General features: G+C 55.1%; 12 protein-coding genes, 1 tRNA gene and 2 rRNA genes. 6 read left to right on the top strand and 9 right to left on the bottom strand.

Annotated features, from left to right (window positions below; all coding sequences use genetic code 11):
* Positions 1-62: 62 nt before the first annotated feature.
* From ACO07T_RS17950 to ACO07T_RS17965, 4 genes are all read right to left on the bottom strand, one after another.
* Positions 63-896: a helix-turn-helix domain-containing protein gene (locus ACO07T_RS17950; RefSeq protein ID WP_422050487.1), complete on the bottom strand. Its 834-nt coding sequence runs from the start codon at positions 894-896 to the stop codon at positions 63-65.
* A gap of 6 nt (positions 897-902) precedes the next feature.
* A complete protein-coding gene (locus ACO07T_RS17955) occupies positions 903-1,223 on the bottom strand; it encodes a 2Fe-2S iron-sulfur cluster-binding protein (protein WP_422050488.1) in 321 nt (106 codons plus the stop codon).
* 22 nt (positions 1,224-1,245) lie between these two features.
* Positions 1,246-2,487: a cytochrome P450 gene (locus tag ACO07T_RS17960; protein WP_422050489.1), complete on the bottom strand. Its 1,242-nt coding sequence runs from the start codon at positions 2,485-2,487 to the stop codon at positions 1,246-1,248.
* A 96-nt stretch (positions 2,488-2,583) separates the two neighbouring features.
* Positions 2,584-3,627, bottom strand: a complete 1,044-nt coding sequence (locus tag ACO07T_RS17965; RefSeq protein WP_422050490.1) for an AbrB family transcriptional regulator — start codon at positions 3,625-3,627, stop codon at positions 2,584-2,586.
* A 71-nt stretch (positions 3,628-3,698) separates the two neighbouring features.
* Between ACO07T_RS17965 and ACO07T_RS17970 the strand changes: the two genes are divergently transcribed.
* The 5 genes from ACO07T_RS17970 to ACO07T_RS17990 all read left to right on the top strand — a co-directional run bounded on the left by ACO07T_RS17970 (position 3,699) and on the right by ACO07T_RS17990 (position 8,825).
* Positions 3,699-4,370, top strand: coding sequence for a GntR family transcriptional regulator (locus ACO07T_RS17970; RefSeq protein WP_422050491.1), 672 nt, complete (start codon positions 3,699-3,701; stop codon positions 4,368-4,370).
* 102 nt (positions 4,371-4,472) lie between these two features.
* The gene (locus ACO07T_RS17975; protein WP_422050492.1) at positions 4,473-5,039 is read left to right on the top strand and encodes a hemerythrin domain-containing protein; all 567 of its coding nucleotides are present in this window, start codon (positions 4,473-4,475) and stop codon (positions 5,037-5,039) included.
* Positions 5,040-5,102: 63 nt separating this feature from the next.
* Complete coding sequence (locus ACO07T_RS17980) at positions 5,103-6,143, top strand: glutathione S-transferase C-terminal domain-containing protein (protein WP_422050493.1); 1,041 nt, start codon at positions 5,103-5,105, stop codon at positions 6,141-6,143.
* A gap of 118 nt (positions 6,144-6,261) precedes the next feature.
* Positions 6,262-7,401, top strand: coding sequence for a hypothetical protein (locus tag ACO07T_RS17985; RefSeq protein ID WP_422050494.1), 1,140 nt, complete (start codon positions 6,262-6,264; stop codon positions 7,399-7,401).
* A 26-nt stretch (positions 7,402-7,427) separates the two neighbouring features.
* A complete protein-coding gene (locus ACO07T_RS17990; protein ID WP_422050495.1) occupies positions 7,428-8,825 on the top strand; it encodes a CDP-glycerol glycerophosphotransferase family protein in 1,398 nt (465 codons plus the stop codon).
* Between the two features lie 442 nt (positions 8,826-9,267).
* On the opposite strand, the gene ACO07T_RS17995 is transcribed toward ACO07T_RS17990, so the two are convergent.
* Positions 9,268-11,112, bottom strand: coding sequence for a hypothetical protein (locus tag ACO07T_RS17995; protein ID WP_422050496.1), 1,845 nt, complete (start codon positions 11,110-11,112; stop codon positions 9,268-9,270).
* Between the two features lie 195 nt (positions 11,113-11,307).
* The gene (locus tag ACO07T_RS18000; protein WP_422050497.1) at positions 11,308-12,213 is read right to left on the bottom strand and encodes a MurR/RpiR family transcriptional regulator; all 906 of its coding nucleotides are present in this window, start codon (positions 12,211-12,213) and stop codon (positions 11,308-11,310) included.
* 579 nt (positions 12,214-12,792) lie between these two features.
* On the opposite strand from ACO07T_RS18000, the gene ACO07T_RS18005 reads away from it, so the two are divergent.
* Positions 12,793-13,080 (top strand): hypothetical protein, encoded by a 288-nt coding sequence (locus ACO07T_RS18005; RefSeq protein ID WP_422050498.1) that lies wholly within the window; start codon positions 12,793-12,795, stop codon positions 13,078-13,080.
* A gap of 238 nt (positions 13,081-13,318) precedes the next feature.
* On the opposite strand, the gene ACO07T_RS18010 is transcribed toward ACO07T_RS18005, so the two are convergent.
* The 3 genes from ACO07T_RS18010 to ACO07T_RS18020 all read right to left on the bottom strand — a co-directional run bounded on the left by ACO07T_RS18010 (position 13,319) and on the right by ACO07T_RS18020 (position 16,552).
* Positions 13,319-13,395 (bottom strand) — tRNA-Met (locus tag ACO07T_RS18010).
* 120 nt (positions 13,396-13,515) lie between these two features.
* Positions 13,516-13,630, bottom strand: a 5S ribosomal RNA gene (rrf, locus tag ACO07T_RS18015).
* Positions 13,631-13,723: 93 nt separating this feature from the next.
* Positions 13,724-16,552, bottom strand: a 23S ribosomal RNA gene (locus ACO07T_RS18020).
* Between the last annotated feature and the right edge of the window lie 37 nt (positions 16,553-16,589).

Here is a 16,589-nt window from a genome sequence, read left to right on the forward strand (position 1 = left end):
TATTCGAAGCCTGTTTATCGGAGAAATCATCTTTCCTGAGGAGCCGCAACATGCGGCTCTTTTTATGCGCGAAACTGTGCTCTGTAGTTGCGGGGTGCGCAGCCCTGCTCCAGCTTAAAATCGCGGCTGAAATGGAACGGGTCGGGATAGCCGCAGCGCGCAGCGATTTGCGCCACACGTTCGTCGGTGCTGCGCAGCAGATACGCCGCCACCGCCATGCGCTCCCGCCGGAGCCATACAATCGGGCTCACCCCCGCTTCATCCCGAAAACGGCGAAAGAGCTGCGAATGGCTCAAACCGGTGATCTGCGCCATATCCGGAATACGCCAAGCCCGTTGCAAATCCCTACGAAGATGCGCCCTTAGCGCGGCCATTGGCGCATCTTTGGCCACTCCAGCCGCATTGCTGCGACGCTCAAACAGCTGCGCCAAAATTTGCGACACCGCGGCATTGATGGTGGCACTTTCCCCTTCTGCTTCTGCTGAAAGCTCACGCAGGATCTGCTCAAAGCTCCCAGCAAGGTGAGACAGATCCGACGCCACGGGATTTTGGGCAAACCCCAACCTTTCAAAGAGAGCATCCACCCCATGCCCCCGGATAGAGAGCCAAACATAGCGCCAGGGTGCCTGCGCTGCAGCTCCATGCGCATAGGCGCGCGCTGTATCAATCCAGGCAAGGCTCTCAGCTCCGGCGGCATGCCGCGTCTCGCCAATGTCCACGTGCCCAGTGCCCGAGAGCGTGTAGATCAGTACATGCTCATTGTAGTTTCTGCGCACCATACCGGTGTCGTGATGCGCCAAGGTGCGCCCGCCTACGGGCACATGGTAGGGCCAAACGGACTCGCCGCCCTGCCCTGTGGCAAAGTAAATCTTTGTATCTTCCGCAGCTGTCGTCATGGGGTTTTATATTTGAGAGTCCGGAACCTGCACCTCGATCCCTTGCATGTCTTCACCAATGACAACCTGACAGCTCAACCGGCTGGTGGGCTGCGGGTCGATGACAAAATCCAACATGTCCGCCTCATCAGACGCCGGTGCGGGCACGCGGCTAAACCAGTCCTCAGACAGAACGCAATGGCAGGTGCCGCACGCACAGGCACCTCCGCATTCTGCAGCAATGGCCGCAACACCTGCGCCAACCGCAGCCTGCATCAAGGTATCGCCAGCCTTGGCCATGGCCTCAATCCGGTTTCCGTTGGCTTCGACAAAGGTCACTTTGATCATTTGCTATTTCTTTCCGTTTCGCTCAGGCGCGCTGCCACGCCACACGCAACGCCTTGGGGCCACGCACGGACAAACCGCGTTTATATTCAGGGGTTTCCTCTGCCAAAGAGATCGAGGCAAAGCGGGTGTTCAATGTGGAGAATATGACGTCCATATCCAGTCGCGCCAAATGGTTGCCAAGACAGAAATGCCCCCCACCGCCAAAGGCCATGTGCCGGTTCGGGGTGCGCCCGACATCAAATTTGTCAGGGTTCTCAAACCGCGCAGGATCACGGTTCGCTGCGCCATAAAGCAGGCCGACCCGCGTTCCTGCCGGAAAGAGCTTGCCGCCAACTTCGGTCTCTTCTGTCGCGAAGCGGTGAAAGAAAGGCAGCGGAGACTCATAACGGAACATTTCCTGCACCGCTGTCTTCATCAGCGACGGATCTTCGCGCAGGCGGTCATGCTGCTCAGGATACCGCAGCAACGCGTGCATGCCGCTGCCCAGCACATCAATGGTGGAGCCATGCCCTGCCATCAGGATCAACATGGCGGTGGAGATCAGCTCATCTTGGCTGAGCCGTCCCCCGTCGCGGTGACCGATCAGGCGCGAGAGCAGATCATCCTGCGGCGCTCTTTCGCGCTCCGCCAATAGATCCAGAAGGTATTCGTAGAATTCCTTAGTCGCCTGTTCTGCCCGCGCCTTGTCCTCATCGCCGCGACCGGGATCAAAGAAGCGCACCACTTCCTCTGACCAATGGCGCAGCTGCGGGCAATCTTCGTCTGGCACACCAAGGATGCGGCCAATGATATGGCCGGGGACGTGGGCGGCGAAATCGCCGACAAAATCCACCTCGTCCTGATCGCTCAGGCCGTCGAGCAAACGGTCGACAAAACTTTGGATCACCTCGCGTTGCCGCGCGATCATCGCAGGGGTGAACTCACGAAACACCACCTTGCGCAACCGATCATGGGTTGCGCCTTCGCTTTCCAACAGGTTCACCTGCACAAAACGCTCATGATGCGGCATGTCGTGGAAATTGATCGCCCGTTGCTGGGCCAGACGCGCCTCCTCAGAGACAAAGGCTTCGTTGTTGCGCAGCATAGTTTTGTTGAGCGCCACAGCCTCCACGTCTGCCATACGCGTAAACATCCAGGTGTCGATTTCCTCATAATAATAAGGTCCATCCAATGCGCGCAGAGCCGCATAAGTCGAATACGGATCCGCCGCGAACTCGGCTCCATGCGGATCAAGTAAAACCGTGGCTGGGGTGTCTTGCGTCATGGCGACCTCATTTGCTACGCGGGCGGACAATACTTAGAGCCACGGTGAAATAGAATGTAAAATCCTCCAAATCACCTAGACAATAGTCGCACCCGCCTACCTCCGCGCACGCAGCAGGCGCGCCACCAAAGGCGCTCCAAGGATCACAACAACTATTCGGGTCAGGTGGTGCGCGATGACAAATCCCAGATCCGCGCCTGTCACGATGGCCAAGATGGTCATTTCCGCCTGTCCTCCGGGGGCAAAGGCCAAAAAGGCTTCCATGGACGGAGCCAATCCCAACAGCGTCACCAGTTCGGCAAAACACGCTGCGAGCACCGCAAGCATGCACATAAACGCCAGCCCAGACAGCACAACGGAGCGCAGCTCGCGCAGGGTCACCCCCACGTAGTGGACGCCGATCACCACCCCGATGAAGAACTGCGCAACAAGGATCGCCTCTGCCGGGGGCCGGGAATGGATAAAGCCGCCAAGCGTCAACGCGGCAGAGACAATCAATGGCCCCAGAATACTCGCGCCAAAGAGTCCGATACGCTCTCCACCTTTCCAACCAACAACTGCCGCGCCAACCATCAGCGCCATCTCTCCGAGCGGCAGATCTGCAGCCGGCTGACCAATGGGGTTGGAGAGCCCAACCCCATAAATGGAGATCAACAGGATCGGAGCCACAGTCACGATCACAAGAACACGGGTCGCATGGATCAGGGACAAAATACGCGCATTCCCGCCCGCTTCTTTGCCAAACAGGATCATATCCTGAAGCCCGCCGGGCATCGCCGCGTAGTAAGCCGTGACAGCGTCAAATCCACAGATCTTGCGAAAGAAAGGCACCCCGACAAGCCCGATCACAGCAATATAGAGCGGAACCAGCGCGATGCTGGCCGCCATATTCGGGATCTCGGCCATCACCTCGGGTGTCACTGACGTGCCAACAGCCACGCCAAGGATTGTGCGCGCCGCCGCCGTGACTTGGCCAAATCCAGCCAGCTTGGCCCCGGAAAGGGCGGCCACCAAACAAGCGGCCATTGGTCCAAACAGAAACGGCAGAGGCAGGCCAACGGCCCAGAACGCAACAGTACCAAATGCGGCCACCGCAAAGGTGAACGCGCGAATACGCAAAAGAGACACGGGTATTCCCATCGTGATTGACGATATGCATCCTTTTGTATACATTTGGACACAATAATTCAAGGCAACGCTGGTGGACCAAAATGGATGGCACCTCCTCTCAAGATGGGCTTCAAGGCAACGCGGCCTACAGCGCCTTGTTGCAGGAAATTCGCGAGGGGCGTCTTTCGCCAGGTGATCGCCTGCGGGAAACTGATCTTGCCACCCGCTTCAGCATCAGCCGCACACCGGTGAGGGAGGCCATTCGCCAATTGGAGGCGGATGGGCTGGTGACGCACCTGCCCCGTGTTGGGGCAACCGTCCGGCGCTTGGACTACTCTGAAGTCATGGAGCTCTATGAAATGCGGGTTGTGCTGGAATGCACGGCCGCGCGCATGGCTGCCCGCGCCGCCTCTGACGTGGAAATCGCCGAACTTGGAGCGATCAGCGACGCTCTTTCGCAAAGTGGCGCAGGCACTGAAGCATCGCGCCTCAACCGCCAATTTCACTTGGCGCTTTTAAACGCGGCGAAGAACCGTTTTCTCACCAAGTCCATGCTCAGCCTGCAAAAGGCCATGCTGATATTGGGTCGAACCACGTTGGCCGATGCAGAACGCTACGAAAATGCGCTTGCGGAACATCAGGCGATTCTTGATGCGCTCGTCACACGCGATGGCGACGCTGCCGAAGCGGCTATGCGGGCACATATCATCGCTGGGCAACGCGCGCGCATCCGCGCCCTGCGCGTCGATTTCGACGACCCCAACACGCTTTAAGCGCCCTCAAAGACCCCTTCAAATTCGCAGCCCCTCTGTGCGCGTGTGTGCAGATGAAAGCCCTCCAAGGCGGCTTACCTTTTGTCACGAAAGGAGGACGCCATGACTGAATTGTCCCACATCCGAACAACGCCGATGCCTGATGACATGCGGCGCCTGCTCAACGCCTATCCGCGTGAAGCCTGGGAGGCCCACCCCAACTTTAAGGATGCCACCCGACGATGGCTCGCCGCACACCAGATGTTTCGCCAGCTCGGCGAGCTTATCCGCGCTGACGCAGAGCTCTATCTCGACGGCCAGCGTGAAACGCAGGAGTATGCCGGACGCTTGGCTTATTATGGCAATGCTTTGGTGCGCAACTTGCATGGCCACCACGGCTGGGAAGACCATCGCTACTTCCCCGAACTTTCCGAAGCGGACCCGAGCTTTGATGCTGGACTTGAGATTTTGGAGAAGGACCACCACGACCTCGATCAGGTTCTGGACGGTTTCACAAAATCCGCAAACCGCACCATCAAGCTCAGCCAGCTCGATGAGACCGCGATGTATGAGGAGGCAGGGGCTGTGCACGCGCATGCTGAAACCATTGAGGCCTTTCTTGCGCGTCACCTTGCTGATGAGGAAGATCTCGCCGTGCCCATCATTTTGCACCACAAACTGCGTGGATAGGGCAAAGTAACAACCATGGGCGCCGCCTTTAGCGGCGCCCTCATATGCAAACAAGGTGGCACAATGACTGGCAAGAGCATCACGACCGAAGAAGATCAGAAGAACGCAACCGCTCGCCGCGCGTCCGGTGAATTTGTGCGCGGCCTCAGCGGATTTCGCCATTGGCTTGATCCTGACGGTGACTTCCCACCCGAAGCTGACCGCTACCACCTCTATGTTGCGTTCAATTGTCCGTGGTGCCACCGCGTAACCCTCGCCCGCAACATCCTCGGCCTGCAGGACACACTTTCGATGAGTGTCGCCTTCCCAACCCGAACCGGGGACTCTGATCCAGCTGGCCCCAATCTGTGGGAGTTCAATCCTGATCGCATCTCCCCGATCACAGGCGCGCCACTTCCTGAATGCACCGCTGACACAGGCAGTATGCGAAACTTTCGTCTCGCCGCCGAGATCTATGCCGCTGAAGGGGCAAGCGAAAAAAGCGTGCCAATCCTCTATGACAAACGCACCGAGCGCATTGTCTCCAATGAAAGCGCCGAGATCATTCGGATGCTCAACGCTCATGCCGCGGCCCTCGGCAGCAAAGTCCCCACCGCCCAAAGGCCGGATCTATATCCTGAAAGCACAAAGCTGCGCACGGAGATCGAGACACTCAACACCCTGACGTACACAGCCATCAACAACGGCGCTTACAAAGCGGGGTTCTCTTCGCGCCAAGACGTCTATGAAGAAGCATACACCGCCTATTTCTCCGCCCTTCAAAGTCTCGAAGATCACCTGTCGGCAGACAATCGGCCTTTCCTGATGGGAGAGCATTTCACCGAAGCAGACCTGCGCCTGTTTCCAACGCTCTACCGCCACGATCCTGTCTATTACATCCGCATGAAACTCAACCGCGCGAAGATCCTAGACTATCCGCACCTCTGGCGCTGGCTGTGCCGGGTCTACGCCCTGCCCGGCGTTGCAGACAGCAGCTCACTTATCCATTGCCGCCAAGGGTATTTTGGCCGGTCCTGGAACAATGTCATCCCGCTTGGCCCGGACAAGCCGATGACTTACCCGGAAGCCTATCTTCACCCTGAACTCGCGCGAGATGAGAGGTAACCTGCCGCCCTCAGCACCACAACGATCGTCCTGGCTTTAAAGAAATACACACCAATTTTGGTCAAATTGTCTTTGGATCCCCGGCGCAGACCGCTGCGCGCCAAGCAGAAGGCCTGCCATGACGTTCAAACTCTTCTTGCCTGCTGTGCTGGCACTGATCGCAGTTTGCGGTGTTATGTGGCTGCCCGCGTCAGCGCGCGCACCGGAGAACCTGCCCGTCATTTTTTTGGCGATACTCGTGCACGTTCCAGTGCTGCTTCCGGTCTCCCAACACGGCAGGTTGATCACCAGTAAATCGAAGGTTCTCAACACCTATCCGGAAATACTACTGCCACCCCTTCTCGCAGTTTGCTGGGCTTTTCTGGGTGTGACCTTTGGCTTTTCAGCAAGCTTCGTCTTGGCGGGCGTAGCAACAATTGCGGCAATCTGCATTTGCTACCTCGCCGTGCGCCGCTGCGACCGACACACCAAACACCTGCAAGCGCAGGTTTGCCACTCGGAGTCTCTACCATCCCCCTACATCGCTGATCTCAGCAAGCGATACCTCTACCTGCTGCGCTGCGCCATGGCCGCTTTGTCTTTAGCCGCTCTGATGGTGCACGTCGCTGGCTGTGACCTGCCTTACACATGGGCGCTTCTACCAGGTCTCGCAGGCACTGCTGCGGTCTTCCTGACGGCACTTACCAAACGCGTAGATCGCGCCAACCATGCGATGTTTGCAAAGGAAATATCTGGCCTCCTGTCCCGCCAGCTGCAAGCCGCACCAGCATCGGTGGCAATCTATCACGCAGGCACTGGCCGGGCCCATTTGAACGCTACCAAATCACTCTGCGCAAAACTCGATGACCTTGGGCGTGCATATGTTCTGATTGTCCGAGAGCAAACCGCATTTGAAGAGCTGCGCAAACTGGATCCACAGCACCTTTGGCACGCTGAAAAACTCTCAGCCCTGCATCATTGCGCGCAACCCGACCTCCAGACGATCCTCTATGCCAATGACCACCCCAAAAACAGCCATTTCACGCGCTACACACGGTTTGAGCACGCCCTGGTGACGGAGTTCTCTACGCTGAAAACCGCAGAGCAGCTGCCCAAAAACACAGCGCTTTATGCCAAGATTATCGCGCGCAGCGCAGCACAAGCCGCAAAATGGCGCGCCTCCGCCTTTGGCGATATTGCAACGCGGATTGTGACCAACCACCCCGCATTCCATGGTGTCCCACCCTACGGCGAGCCCCAACCTGAGCAGGCAGCCTGACCATGGCTCTCATAGTGCACGCGCTGATGGCTGCGCTGATCATAGCGGCTGAAGTCTGGTCGCAAAAACGGTTGGCTCGCATCAAAGCAAGATCTACGGTTTGCTCTTTACCGGCGACCGAGCATCAAATTTCGTCATCGCTTAAACTGGCAGGCCGCAGCCTAGCTCCAGCCGCCTTACTCATTTTGACCATCGGAATGATCAGCGGCTTTGCTGCATGGCTCATCGTGGTCGCAGCGTCTCTCTGCTTAGCCGGCCGTCTGGGCGTGATCCAGTTTGCAACCGCTGAGGCCAAACGCTGTCAGTTGCCTCGCTACATGCAAGCCCTCCGACATACAAAAATTCGGCGCGCACGCATGGCACTTTATTTTTCGGAGCCGAGACTGGCAACGCCCTATCAAGTCACCATGTGGCTGAAACCATTGCTTTATTTGAATGAGCCTTTCGTCATCCTTCTAAAGGAACGAAAGCACCTCCATCACTTCCCCCAGTCCGATCTCTTTGAAATCTTAGTGGTGGAAGACTTCCCCAGCCAAACCGCCTTTCTGCCATCCAACATCGAAGTCCTGTTCTACGTCAACAACAGCATGTCCAATCTCCCTGTGATCGCGGCCAATCCAAAGGTCACCCATGTACAGCTGCTGCATGGCGACAGCGATAAACCTCCCAGCTATAATCCAATGTCGGTGATCTATGATTATCTGTTCGTGGCGGGTGAAATGGCCATTGATCGATATGCCCGGCATGGCGTTCACATCCCCCGTGAAAAGTTTCGCATCGTGGGACGCCCGCAAATCACTCTGCCGAAACAGACCAGCCCGAAAGACCCAACGCGCAAGACCATCCTCTATATGACCACTTGGGAAGGTATGTTTGAGGACAGTAATTTTTGTTCTCTCTCCCAAGTCCATGACATTTTGCATCAGATCTTCCACTCTGGCCTCAAGGTGGATGTCATTTTCAAACCCCATCCGCTGACCTTTAATGATGCCAAATGGCCAGAGGTCTCCGCCCGCATCGCGCAAACTGCCCAAAACCTCCCTGAAGGTGTTGCCTACCGCATGACGCACCCAGAGGAAGATCCAATGACGCTCTATGCTGAAGCCGATCTACTGATCAGCGACATATCATCAACGGTCATCGATTTTCTGGCGACAGAAAAACCCTTTATCGTGACCAATCCACGCGGCTACACGACAAAACAGCTTGAGGCTTATCCAAGCGTTTCAGCAGGCTATCTAGCGTCAACTGATGCGCGAAACCTTCATGAGCTACTCAATGAGTGTTTCGGCAATGACTCCTTGGCCAAGAACCGGCGACCCATGAAAGAGTATGCGCTCGGGAACGCTGCTCACTCCAATAGCGCGCCGTTCAAAATGGCGTGCGAAGAAGTTCTCGGCATGAAAGCAGCCGACTTCAGCTAACAAAGCCGCAACAGCAGTTCCCTCATGTCCCGGTCGCCAAAATCCGGTTTCTAGTTTTGGCGTTTGTTGCTTTCACAGTGCTTCCACCGGTGACGGTGCAAACTCAGAAGACCGCCCAAAGGCGACTTGTGGTGCTATGTGGAGTTATCTGACGAGTGTGGTTGCTTTTTAGCACTGCCTATTTTAAGCGCTCATGCTTCGCGAGCCTCAAAGCGTCTCAGATGTCTTATTTTCTTGGTTTTGATTTTGGTTGCCGAAGCACGGAACCGCGGATATCGAACCATACTGCGCTGTAGCGTCTAGACTCTTCAATAACCTGCGGCCCTGGGAAAAAGAGCGGAAACTGGAAGCAGCAGTACGCCACGCCTGCAGCGCACTACAGTTATGCAGGGCAAATCGCCCTATGATCACCCCCGCAACATCACAGCGCGAAGTCTTCGTGCTAGAAAGTCCGCCGCCAGTCAAAGCTCAGTGCGGTTCTGCCTTCACTAGACCGACGCAGCTCGGAGCGGAGTTGGCCGATCGTGAGGCCAACCATGGCCTCTCCTTCGACCCATGAGCGGCCTCTGGCTTCGCTGGTGAAACCGTCGACGAGAATATCCGTGCCATTGTTGTTAACGGATCCGACATTGAACCCGTAGTCGAGGATCATGCCGTTTTTCAGCTCTGTTGCTTTCACAAACTCAGCGGAGACATAGTGCGCGACAGAAGAACCGAAACTCTGGGTCGTCGAGGTAAATGCATAGTCCTGAGACGCTTGCACAATCGCTGCGTAGCGAAGCGAAATGGTCTCGCCAAAGTTGAGCTTGTTGTGAAACCGCAGAGCTGGGGAGATATAGCCAGCCAGATAGTTCTCTTCTGCACTGTCCAAACCTGTAGCTGCAACGGCGGTGTCATTGATGGTACGCTCAGAATTCAGATGCATCACACCGAAATCAAGGCTCCAGCCGATCCCGGATGCGTTTGTCTGAGCGATGCCCGCGATCACACCGTAGCCGGTGCTGTCAAAACCAACGTCCGCGTCGCTTTCGATATCCGACGCCGTGACGCCCAAATAGTAGTCCAAACCGTTGCTCAGTTGGCCACCTTGCTGAACGCCAACACCGTTTCCGCGGAAATCGTGGTAGAATTCTGTTGCGGAACCGTCGGTATGATAGCCAAAGGCACTAAACCATTTCCCATTGTCAGGGGAGCTTTCGGAGCTGATGCTGCCGCGCCCAGCGGACACCCCTCCATGCTGCAATCCTTCCAGCAGCCCCACAAGATTGCGGGTGGTCGCATTTTTCAGGCTCAGATCGACAACATTCAGATAGTCACCGTCGATCACGTAAACACCGTTTTCCACGTCAATCGAGGCCAGATCACCCGGTTGGTTTCCGGGGGTACTTACGAAGCCTGTGCTGGAGAACCCGCCAAATTGGTAGCGGCCAGACACCCCTGTGCCGAAGTGTAAATGCGCCTCTTCGATCCTTCCATTAAAATAGGTGGAGCCGCTGATCACCGATCCATCATGAAAATAGATGTCTGACCGACCATCGTTTACCAATTCGAGCGCGACACCGCCTCCCAGCGCCAAAATCCTGCCTGAGTTGTGCAGTGTCAGCCCATCCGCAGCATCAACCACTTCGATGAGACCCTGATTGTTTGTCGGTGTGCCCACGCGGGTAAGCGTGCCGCCGTTGACCACAGCAACTTCATCGAAATCTCTGAGGTACACGGTCGCATCGACGGCACCGTTTGTGAGCGTTCCGGCGTTATAGACATAGGCTGAGCTGCCAGCGCTGTTGTCGCCGTCCAAGTCCAGGACGTTCCTCGCAGAAGAGGTCTCATCGTTGCGAATGGTGCCAAAGTTGCGCACGACAACCGAGGGGCTGTTGAACACATCGATGGGATAGGTCCGGGCAGAGATTGTGCCGTAGTTTGTGATATCGACAGAGTCGTCGTTCTGGACATCGATCGCATCTGCATTGCTTCTGATCGTGCCGTGGTTGACGATTGTGATGGTGATGTCGTCACCATTGGGATCAACGGCGTTCACGTCGCTGGAGACCAACCCTCGGTTGATAATGATGTTATTGTCTCCAGTCGTGACAATCGCTGAACTTCCGGCGGTTACAATGGAAGCCCCGTCATCAATTGTAAGGATGTCATCGCCATCAATGGTATTACCGCCATTGGTGACGGTGGTTGACCCGGTGACGGTAAACTCGTCTGCAAACCCTGGAAAGGCCACTCCGGAGAGAGCCACTGACATTACACTTGCCGCAATACGCATTCTGTTCCCCATGTTGTGCCCCTAGAGACACATCTAAATTTCAAATCACACGCCAAGACTGGCAGGCGATTAGTCTCTTCGTTCAGTGGATCGCTCCAGGAATGTCTGCCACGGCCCCAACATGCCATCCATTTTGCCTGCCATTTCAACAGCATCCAAAGGCGAGCCACCGCATCCGACCGGTTCATCAGCTTCCCGATGGAGTCGTCAGACAAACTGGTCGAGATCGCCATGAATTTCCTCAAGTTGTGTTAAACGTTTTCGTCCCTGCGCCCCCGCACGATCCAAGACGGACATGCTAAAAAAGTGCAGAAGCGACATGACTCCCTGGTAACGATCCAACACCTCCCGACCGCGCACATCGCAGCGGTGCGTCCATGTCGGTGAGCCAGTGGCGCGAGAGGTTGGATCCGTAATCAAAAAACTGCGCACCTTATTGCGCTCTGACCAGTTTAAAACGGTATCAATAAGGGGTGTGCGCCGGCGCAATCCCATCACGACCAGCAGATCTTTTTTTCCAATGTCGGCCAAAGACTCCCCAAGTGTCTCACCCGCCTTTGGTAGCAAGTGCACGTCTGGCCTTGCCTGAATCAATTGCCAGCGAAAGTAGCCCGCTAGGAATTGATTGCTGCGGTAACCAATGATCCAAACTTTAGGCGCTTGGATCAAAGCGTCGCTGATCTCAGTTGCATCCTCTTCCGTCAGGTCACCAAATGCGTCGTGTATACAGCCTATGTCCTGATCAATTTGGCTGCGCAACCGGCTTGCGAAATCCCCATCTTCATCTTGCCGTCGTGCCAGTGAGACGGGCGATCCCCACGCCTGAGAATCACGTACGTCACGCCGGGCACTTTCGTAATTTTCATACCCAAGGCGCTGAATCAAACGCGTGATCGCCGCTTTGGAACCGCCAGCGCGTTCCGCCAATTCGGTTGCTGAATAGGTTGCGATATCACCTGGGGTATCCAGAATAATATCAGCAATCTTCTGTTCGCTGCCTGGAAGCTCCGAGTATTTTTCGCGCAAGCGTTTTAGAAAGCTAAGCTTTTTACTTTGTTGTGTTTTTTGCGTGTCGCGCTCTGGGGGCTGCGATGTGTCTTTTGAACTTCTCAACGGCATCCTCCTTCATTTTAGCGCTCATGCAAAATCAAGACGGGAGCGAGCAATGGCTAAGCAGAGGCGCTCCGATCTGGCTAGATCTGAAACATGAATTTTACCCTAACTGCAAGGCTGAAATTTTTAGATCGATCACTTTATCAAACGGCCGTTGCCGTTTTGAAGGGGTGCGCTGAAATGATGCACAGCCGCTGGAGTGGTTTGAACCAAAAGTTATGGTTAGGAAGCGGAGGATCGAAGAGGGACATCATGCGCCACTAGCCGGATTGACTGTCACAACGTTGCGACAGGTTAAGTTGCCTCGCCACCAGGGAACCGGACGCTTTTCAGATGCTGCGTTCTTGTCGGTATTTCATGTATACCGCCTGGCTCCGCAAAGAAGCTCCAACAAGTTAGCAATGCCATCCATCAGGTCATAGGAACAGTCTACATGTGCTCGCGCACGGCATAGACCCCCATGAGGGAAATCATCCAAACCGCAAGGGCAATTGCAAAGGTTGAGGCTGTCAGCACGATCGGTTTGGGGAAAATGCTCTCTCCGGGCACTTTGGGCGGCACGATGACTGAGAGATAAACTTGCTAGCGCCGCAGCTCGGCCCTGGCCGCTTCCAGCGAGGCCCGCGTGCTTATCCACCCCCTTATCACCTTGCTCTTAGCCGAGAACTATCCACGTCGGCCCGCATTGAGGTGCACAAACAGAATGAAACCATCGCAAAATACATCGAGCAGGACCCTTTGGACGACAGGAACGCCGTACGAGCAAAGGTAAAGAACGCAATGTCGGTGTCGCTTTTCCCCGTGTTAAATGAAGATGACATCGAAGCTCTGGAAGAGCTGTTCAATAAGGAAGCTGCCTCTGATTGAAACCACATTCGAAATGTGTAAAAGACCTGCATCCATTGGAATTTGGCAATCGTAGCTCAAGCAGCAAACGTCTGCTCCCGAGCTCGGCTGGACGCCGTTTCTGGACGCCTGCTCGTAACGACGCACTGCCACACCGCTTTCCTGCGCCATTTGCTTCCACAAAGCTTCCACTGCGGTGGGGCGCATGCAGGCGCAAGTTGAGGCAGTCAGCATATCATACTGATAAATTATAGATTTTTGGTTGCGGGAGTAGGATTTGAACCTACGACCTTCAGGTTATGAGCCTGACGAGCTACCGGGCTGCTCCATCCCGCGACGCTTTTGATCTTGGGCCATTTTTGGCTTTGAGATCTGTCGCCCTTCAGGACGTTTTTGTTGTTCTGAAGGTATTCTTTGTATCGTTTTGAGAGATGTTTTTTTTGAGCTATTTTCTAGGTTTGGCGATGACCTACTCTCCCACAGCTTAAGCAGCAGTACCATCGGCGCTACGGTGCTTAACGGCCGGGTTCGGGATGGGACCGGGTGTTTCACTCGCGCTATGATCACCAAACCGAGGAAATAGCTCGGTTTATGTGTTGTCCAAGTCAGTATACTGATTGTTGTGTATGCTTTTGTGTCCGTAAAAGTCTTTCTTTTACTGGATCAAATCAAGCCTATCGGACCATTAGTACCGGTCAACTGAATGCATTGCTGCACTTACATCTCCGGCCTATCGACGAGGTGGTCTACCTCGGTCCTCAGGGATACCTTGTTTTGAGGGGGGCTTCCCGCTTAGATGCCTTCAGCGGTTATCCTGTCCGATCATAGCTACCCTGCACTGCTGCTGGCGCAACAACAGGTCCACCAGTGGATCGTTCACCCCGGTCCTCTCGTACTAGGGGCAACTCCTCTCAAGTATCCTACACCCACGGCAGATAGGGACCGAACTGTCTCACGACGTTCTAAACCCAGCTCACGTACCTCTTTAAACGGCGAACAGCCGTACCCTTGGGACCTGCTCCAGCCCCAGGATGAGATGAGCCGACATCGAGGTGCCAAACACTGCCGTCGATATGGACTCTTGGGCAGTATCAGCCTGTTATCCCCGGCGTACCTTTTATCCGTTGAGCGATGGCCCTTCCACTCGGGACCACCGGATCACTATGGCCGTCTTTCGACTCTGCTCGACTTGTCAGTCTCGCAGTCAGGCTGGCTTCTGCCATTGCACTCAACGAGCGATTTCCGACCGCTCTGAGCCAACCTTCGCGCGCCTCCGTTACGCTTTAGGAGGCGACCGCCCCAGTCAAACTACCCGCCACACAGGGTCCCGGATCCGGATAACGGACCGCGGTTAGACATCAAGCAATGCAAGGGTGGTATCTCAAGGGAGGCTCCACCAAAACTGGCGTTCTGGTTTCAAAGCCCACCACCTATCCTGCACATGCATGGCCTGATGCCAGTGTGAAGCTGTAGTAAAGGTGCACGGGGTCTTTCCGTCTAACCGCGGGAAGCCTGCATCTTGACAGGCAATTCAATTTCGCTGAGTCGATGTTGGAGACAGCGGGGAAGTCGTTACGCCATTCGTGCAGGTCGGAACTTACCCGACAAGGAATTTCGCTACCTTAGGACCGTTATAGTTACGGCCGCCGTTTACCTGGGCTTCAATTCGGAGCTCTCACCCCTCCTTTTAACCTTCAGGCACCGGGCAGGCGTCAGACCCTATACGTCGTCTTGCGACTTCGCAGAGCCCTGTGTTTTTAGTAAACAGTCGCCACCCCCTGGTTTGTGCCCCCAGCCAATACTTGCGTAGAAACTGGGCCTCCTTCTCGCGAACTTACGGAGGTATTTTGCCGAGTTCCTTCAACATCGTTCTCTCAAGCGCCTTGGTATGCTCTACCAGTCCACCTGTGTTGGTTTAGGGTACGGTCTCATGGAGGGCTATTTCCAGGAACCAATCAGCGGCCCGCCCAATCCGATAAGGGCGAACAACCTTCATGATCCGTCACATCCTCCTGGCCTAGGAATATTAACCTAGTTCCCATCGGCTACGCCTTTCGGCCTCGCCTTAGGGGCCGGCTTACCCTGCTCAGATTAGCTTTAAGCAGGAACCCTTGGACTTTCGGCGAGAGTGTCTCTCACACTCTTTGTCGCTACTCATGTCATCATTCTCACTAGTGATCTCTCCACCGGATGGCTCACGCCCCGGCTTCATCGAAAGCTCCATATCCTGCGCTATATCCCGGAGGATATAGAAGAGGATTGGAACTATGTCACACTACGCTCTGCTACCGATGCTTACGCATCCCTAGACTTCGGCTCATGGCTTGAGCCCCGTTACATCTTCGCCGCAGGACAACTTATTTAGACCAGTGAGCTGTTACGCTATCTTTAAAGGATGGCTGCTTCTAAGCCAACCTCCTGGTTGTTTTGGTCGTCCCACCTGCTTTCCCACTTAGCCATGAATTAGGGGCCTTAGTCGTAGGTCAGGGTTGTTTCCCTCTCCACTACGGACGTTAGCATCCGCAGTGTGTCTGCCATCTAGTACTCCCGGGTATTCGGAGTTTGGTTAGGATCAGTAAGCCTGTGGGGCCCCATTACCCATCCAGTGCTCTACCCCCCGGGGTATTCGGATGACGCTCTACCTAAATAGATTTCGCAGAGAACCAGCTATCTCCGAGTTTGATTGGCCTTTCACCCCTAGGCACAGCTCATCCCGATCTTTTTCAACAGATGTGGGTTCGGTCCTCCAGTGCGTGTTACCGCACCTTCAACCTGGCCATGCCTAGATCACTCGGTTTCGGGTCTGATCCATCTAACTCATGCGCCCTATTAAGACTCGCTTTCGCTGCGCCTACACCTAACGGCTTAAGCTTGCTAGATAGACCAAGTCGATGACCCATTATACAAAAGGTACGCTGTCAGCCCTCAAGGGGCCTCCAACTGATTGTAGGCGTTCGGTTTCAGGTACTGTTTCACTCCCCTCGTCGGGGTGCTTTTCACCTTTCCCTCACGGTACTGGTTCGCTATCGGTCAGTAAGGAGTACTTAGCCTTCGAAGGTGGTCCTCCGATCTTCAGACAGGATTTCACGTGTCCCGCCCTACTTAATACATCCTTCAGAGCTTCCTATACGGGGCTGTCACCCACTATGGCCCGTCTTCCCAAACGGTTCTAGTCACTCATCAGGCTTGGCTGGTCCGCGTTCGCTCGCCACTACTAGCGGAGTATCAATTGATTTCCTTTCCTCCGGGTACTTAGATGTTTCAGTTCCCCGGGTTTGCTCTTAAGACCCTATGTATTCAGGTCAAAAGTACCTGGTTAAGAACATTATAAATTACCGAGGTAATTATAATGAACTTTCAGGTGGGTTCCCCCATTCAGAGATCCATGGATCAAAGCTTATTCTCAGCTCCCCATGGCTTATCGCAGAGTATCACGTCTTTCATCGCCTCTTACTGCCAAGGCATCCACCAAACGCCCTTCTCGCGCTTGATTTGATCCAGAAAGAGAAAGACTTGCGTCCTTCGTGATC

This window comes from Shimia sp. (assembly GCF_965227725.1).
Classification (GTDB): Bacteria; Pseudomonadota; Alphaproteobacteria; order Rhodobacterales; family Rhodobacteraceae; genus Shimia.

Bases quoted from the DNA above. Each gene is read 5' to 3' on its own strand.
- ACO07T_RS17980 (WP_422050493.1), top strand. From the start codon at position 5,103: ATGACTGGCAAGAGCATCACGACCGAAGAAGATCAGAAGAACGCAACC.
- ACO07T_RS17965 (WP_422050490.1), bottom strand. From the start codon at position 3,627: ATGGGAATACCCGTGTCTCTTTTGCGTATTCGCGCGTTCACCTTTGCG.
- ACO07T_RS17970 (WP_422050491.1), top strand. From the start codon at position 3,699: ATGGATGGCACCTCCTCTCAAGATGGGCTTCAAGGCAACGCGGCCTAC.
- ACO07T_RS17985 (WP_422050494.1), top strand. From the start codon at position 6,262: ATGACGTTCAAACTCTTCTTGCCTGCTGTGCTGGCACTGATCGCAGTT.
- ACO07T_RS17960 (WP_422050489.1), bottom strand. From the start codon at position 2,487: ATGACGCAAGACACCCCAGCCACGGTTTTACTTGATCCGCATGGAGCC.
- ACO07T_RS17990 (WP_422050495.1), top strand. From the start codon at position 7,428: ATGGCTGCGCTGATCATAGCGGCTGAAGTCTGGTCGCAAAAACGGTTG.
- ACO07T_RS17975 (WP_422050492.1), top strand. From the start codon at position 4,473: ATGACTGAATTGTCCCACATCCGAACAACGCCGATGCCTGATGACATG.
- ACO07T_RS17955 (WP_422050488.1), bottom strand. From the start codon at position 1,223: ATGATCAAAGTGACCTTTGTCGAAGCCAACGGAAACCGGATTGAGGCC.
- ACO07T_RS17950 (WP_422050487.1), bottom strand. From the start codon at position 896: ATGACGACAGCTGCGGAAGATACAAAGATTTACTTTGCCACAGGGCAG.
- ACO07T_RS17995 (WP_422050496.1), bottom strand. From the start codon at position 11,112: ATGGGGAACAGAATGCGTATTGCGGCAAGTGTAATGTCAGTGGCTCTC.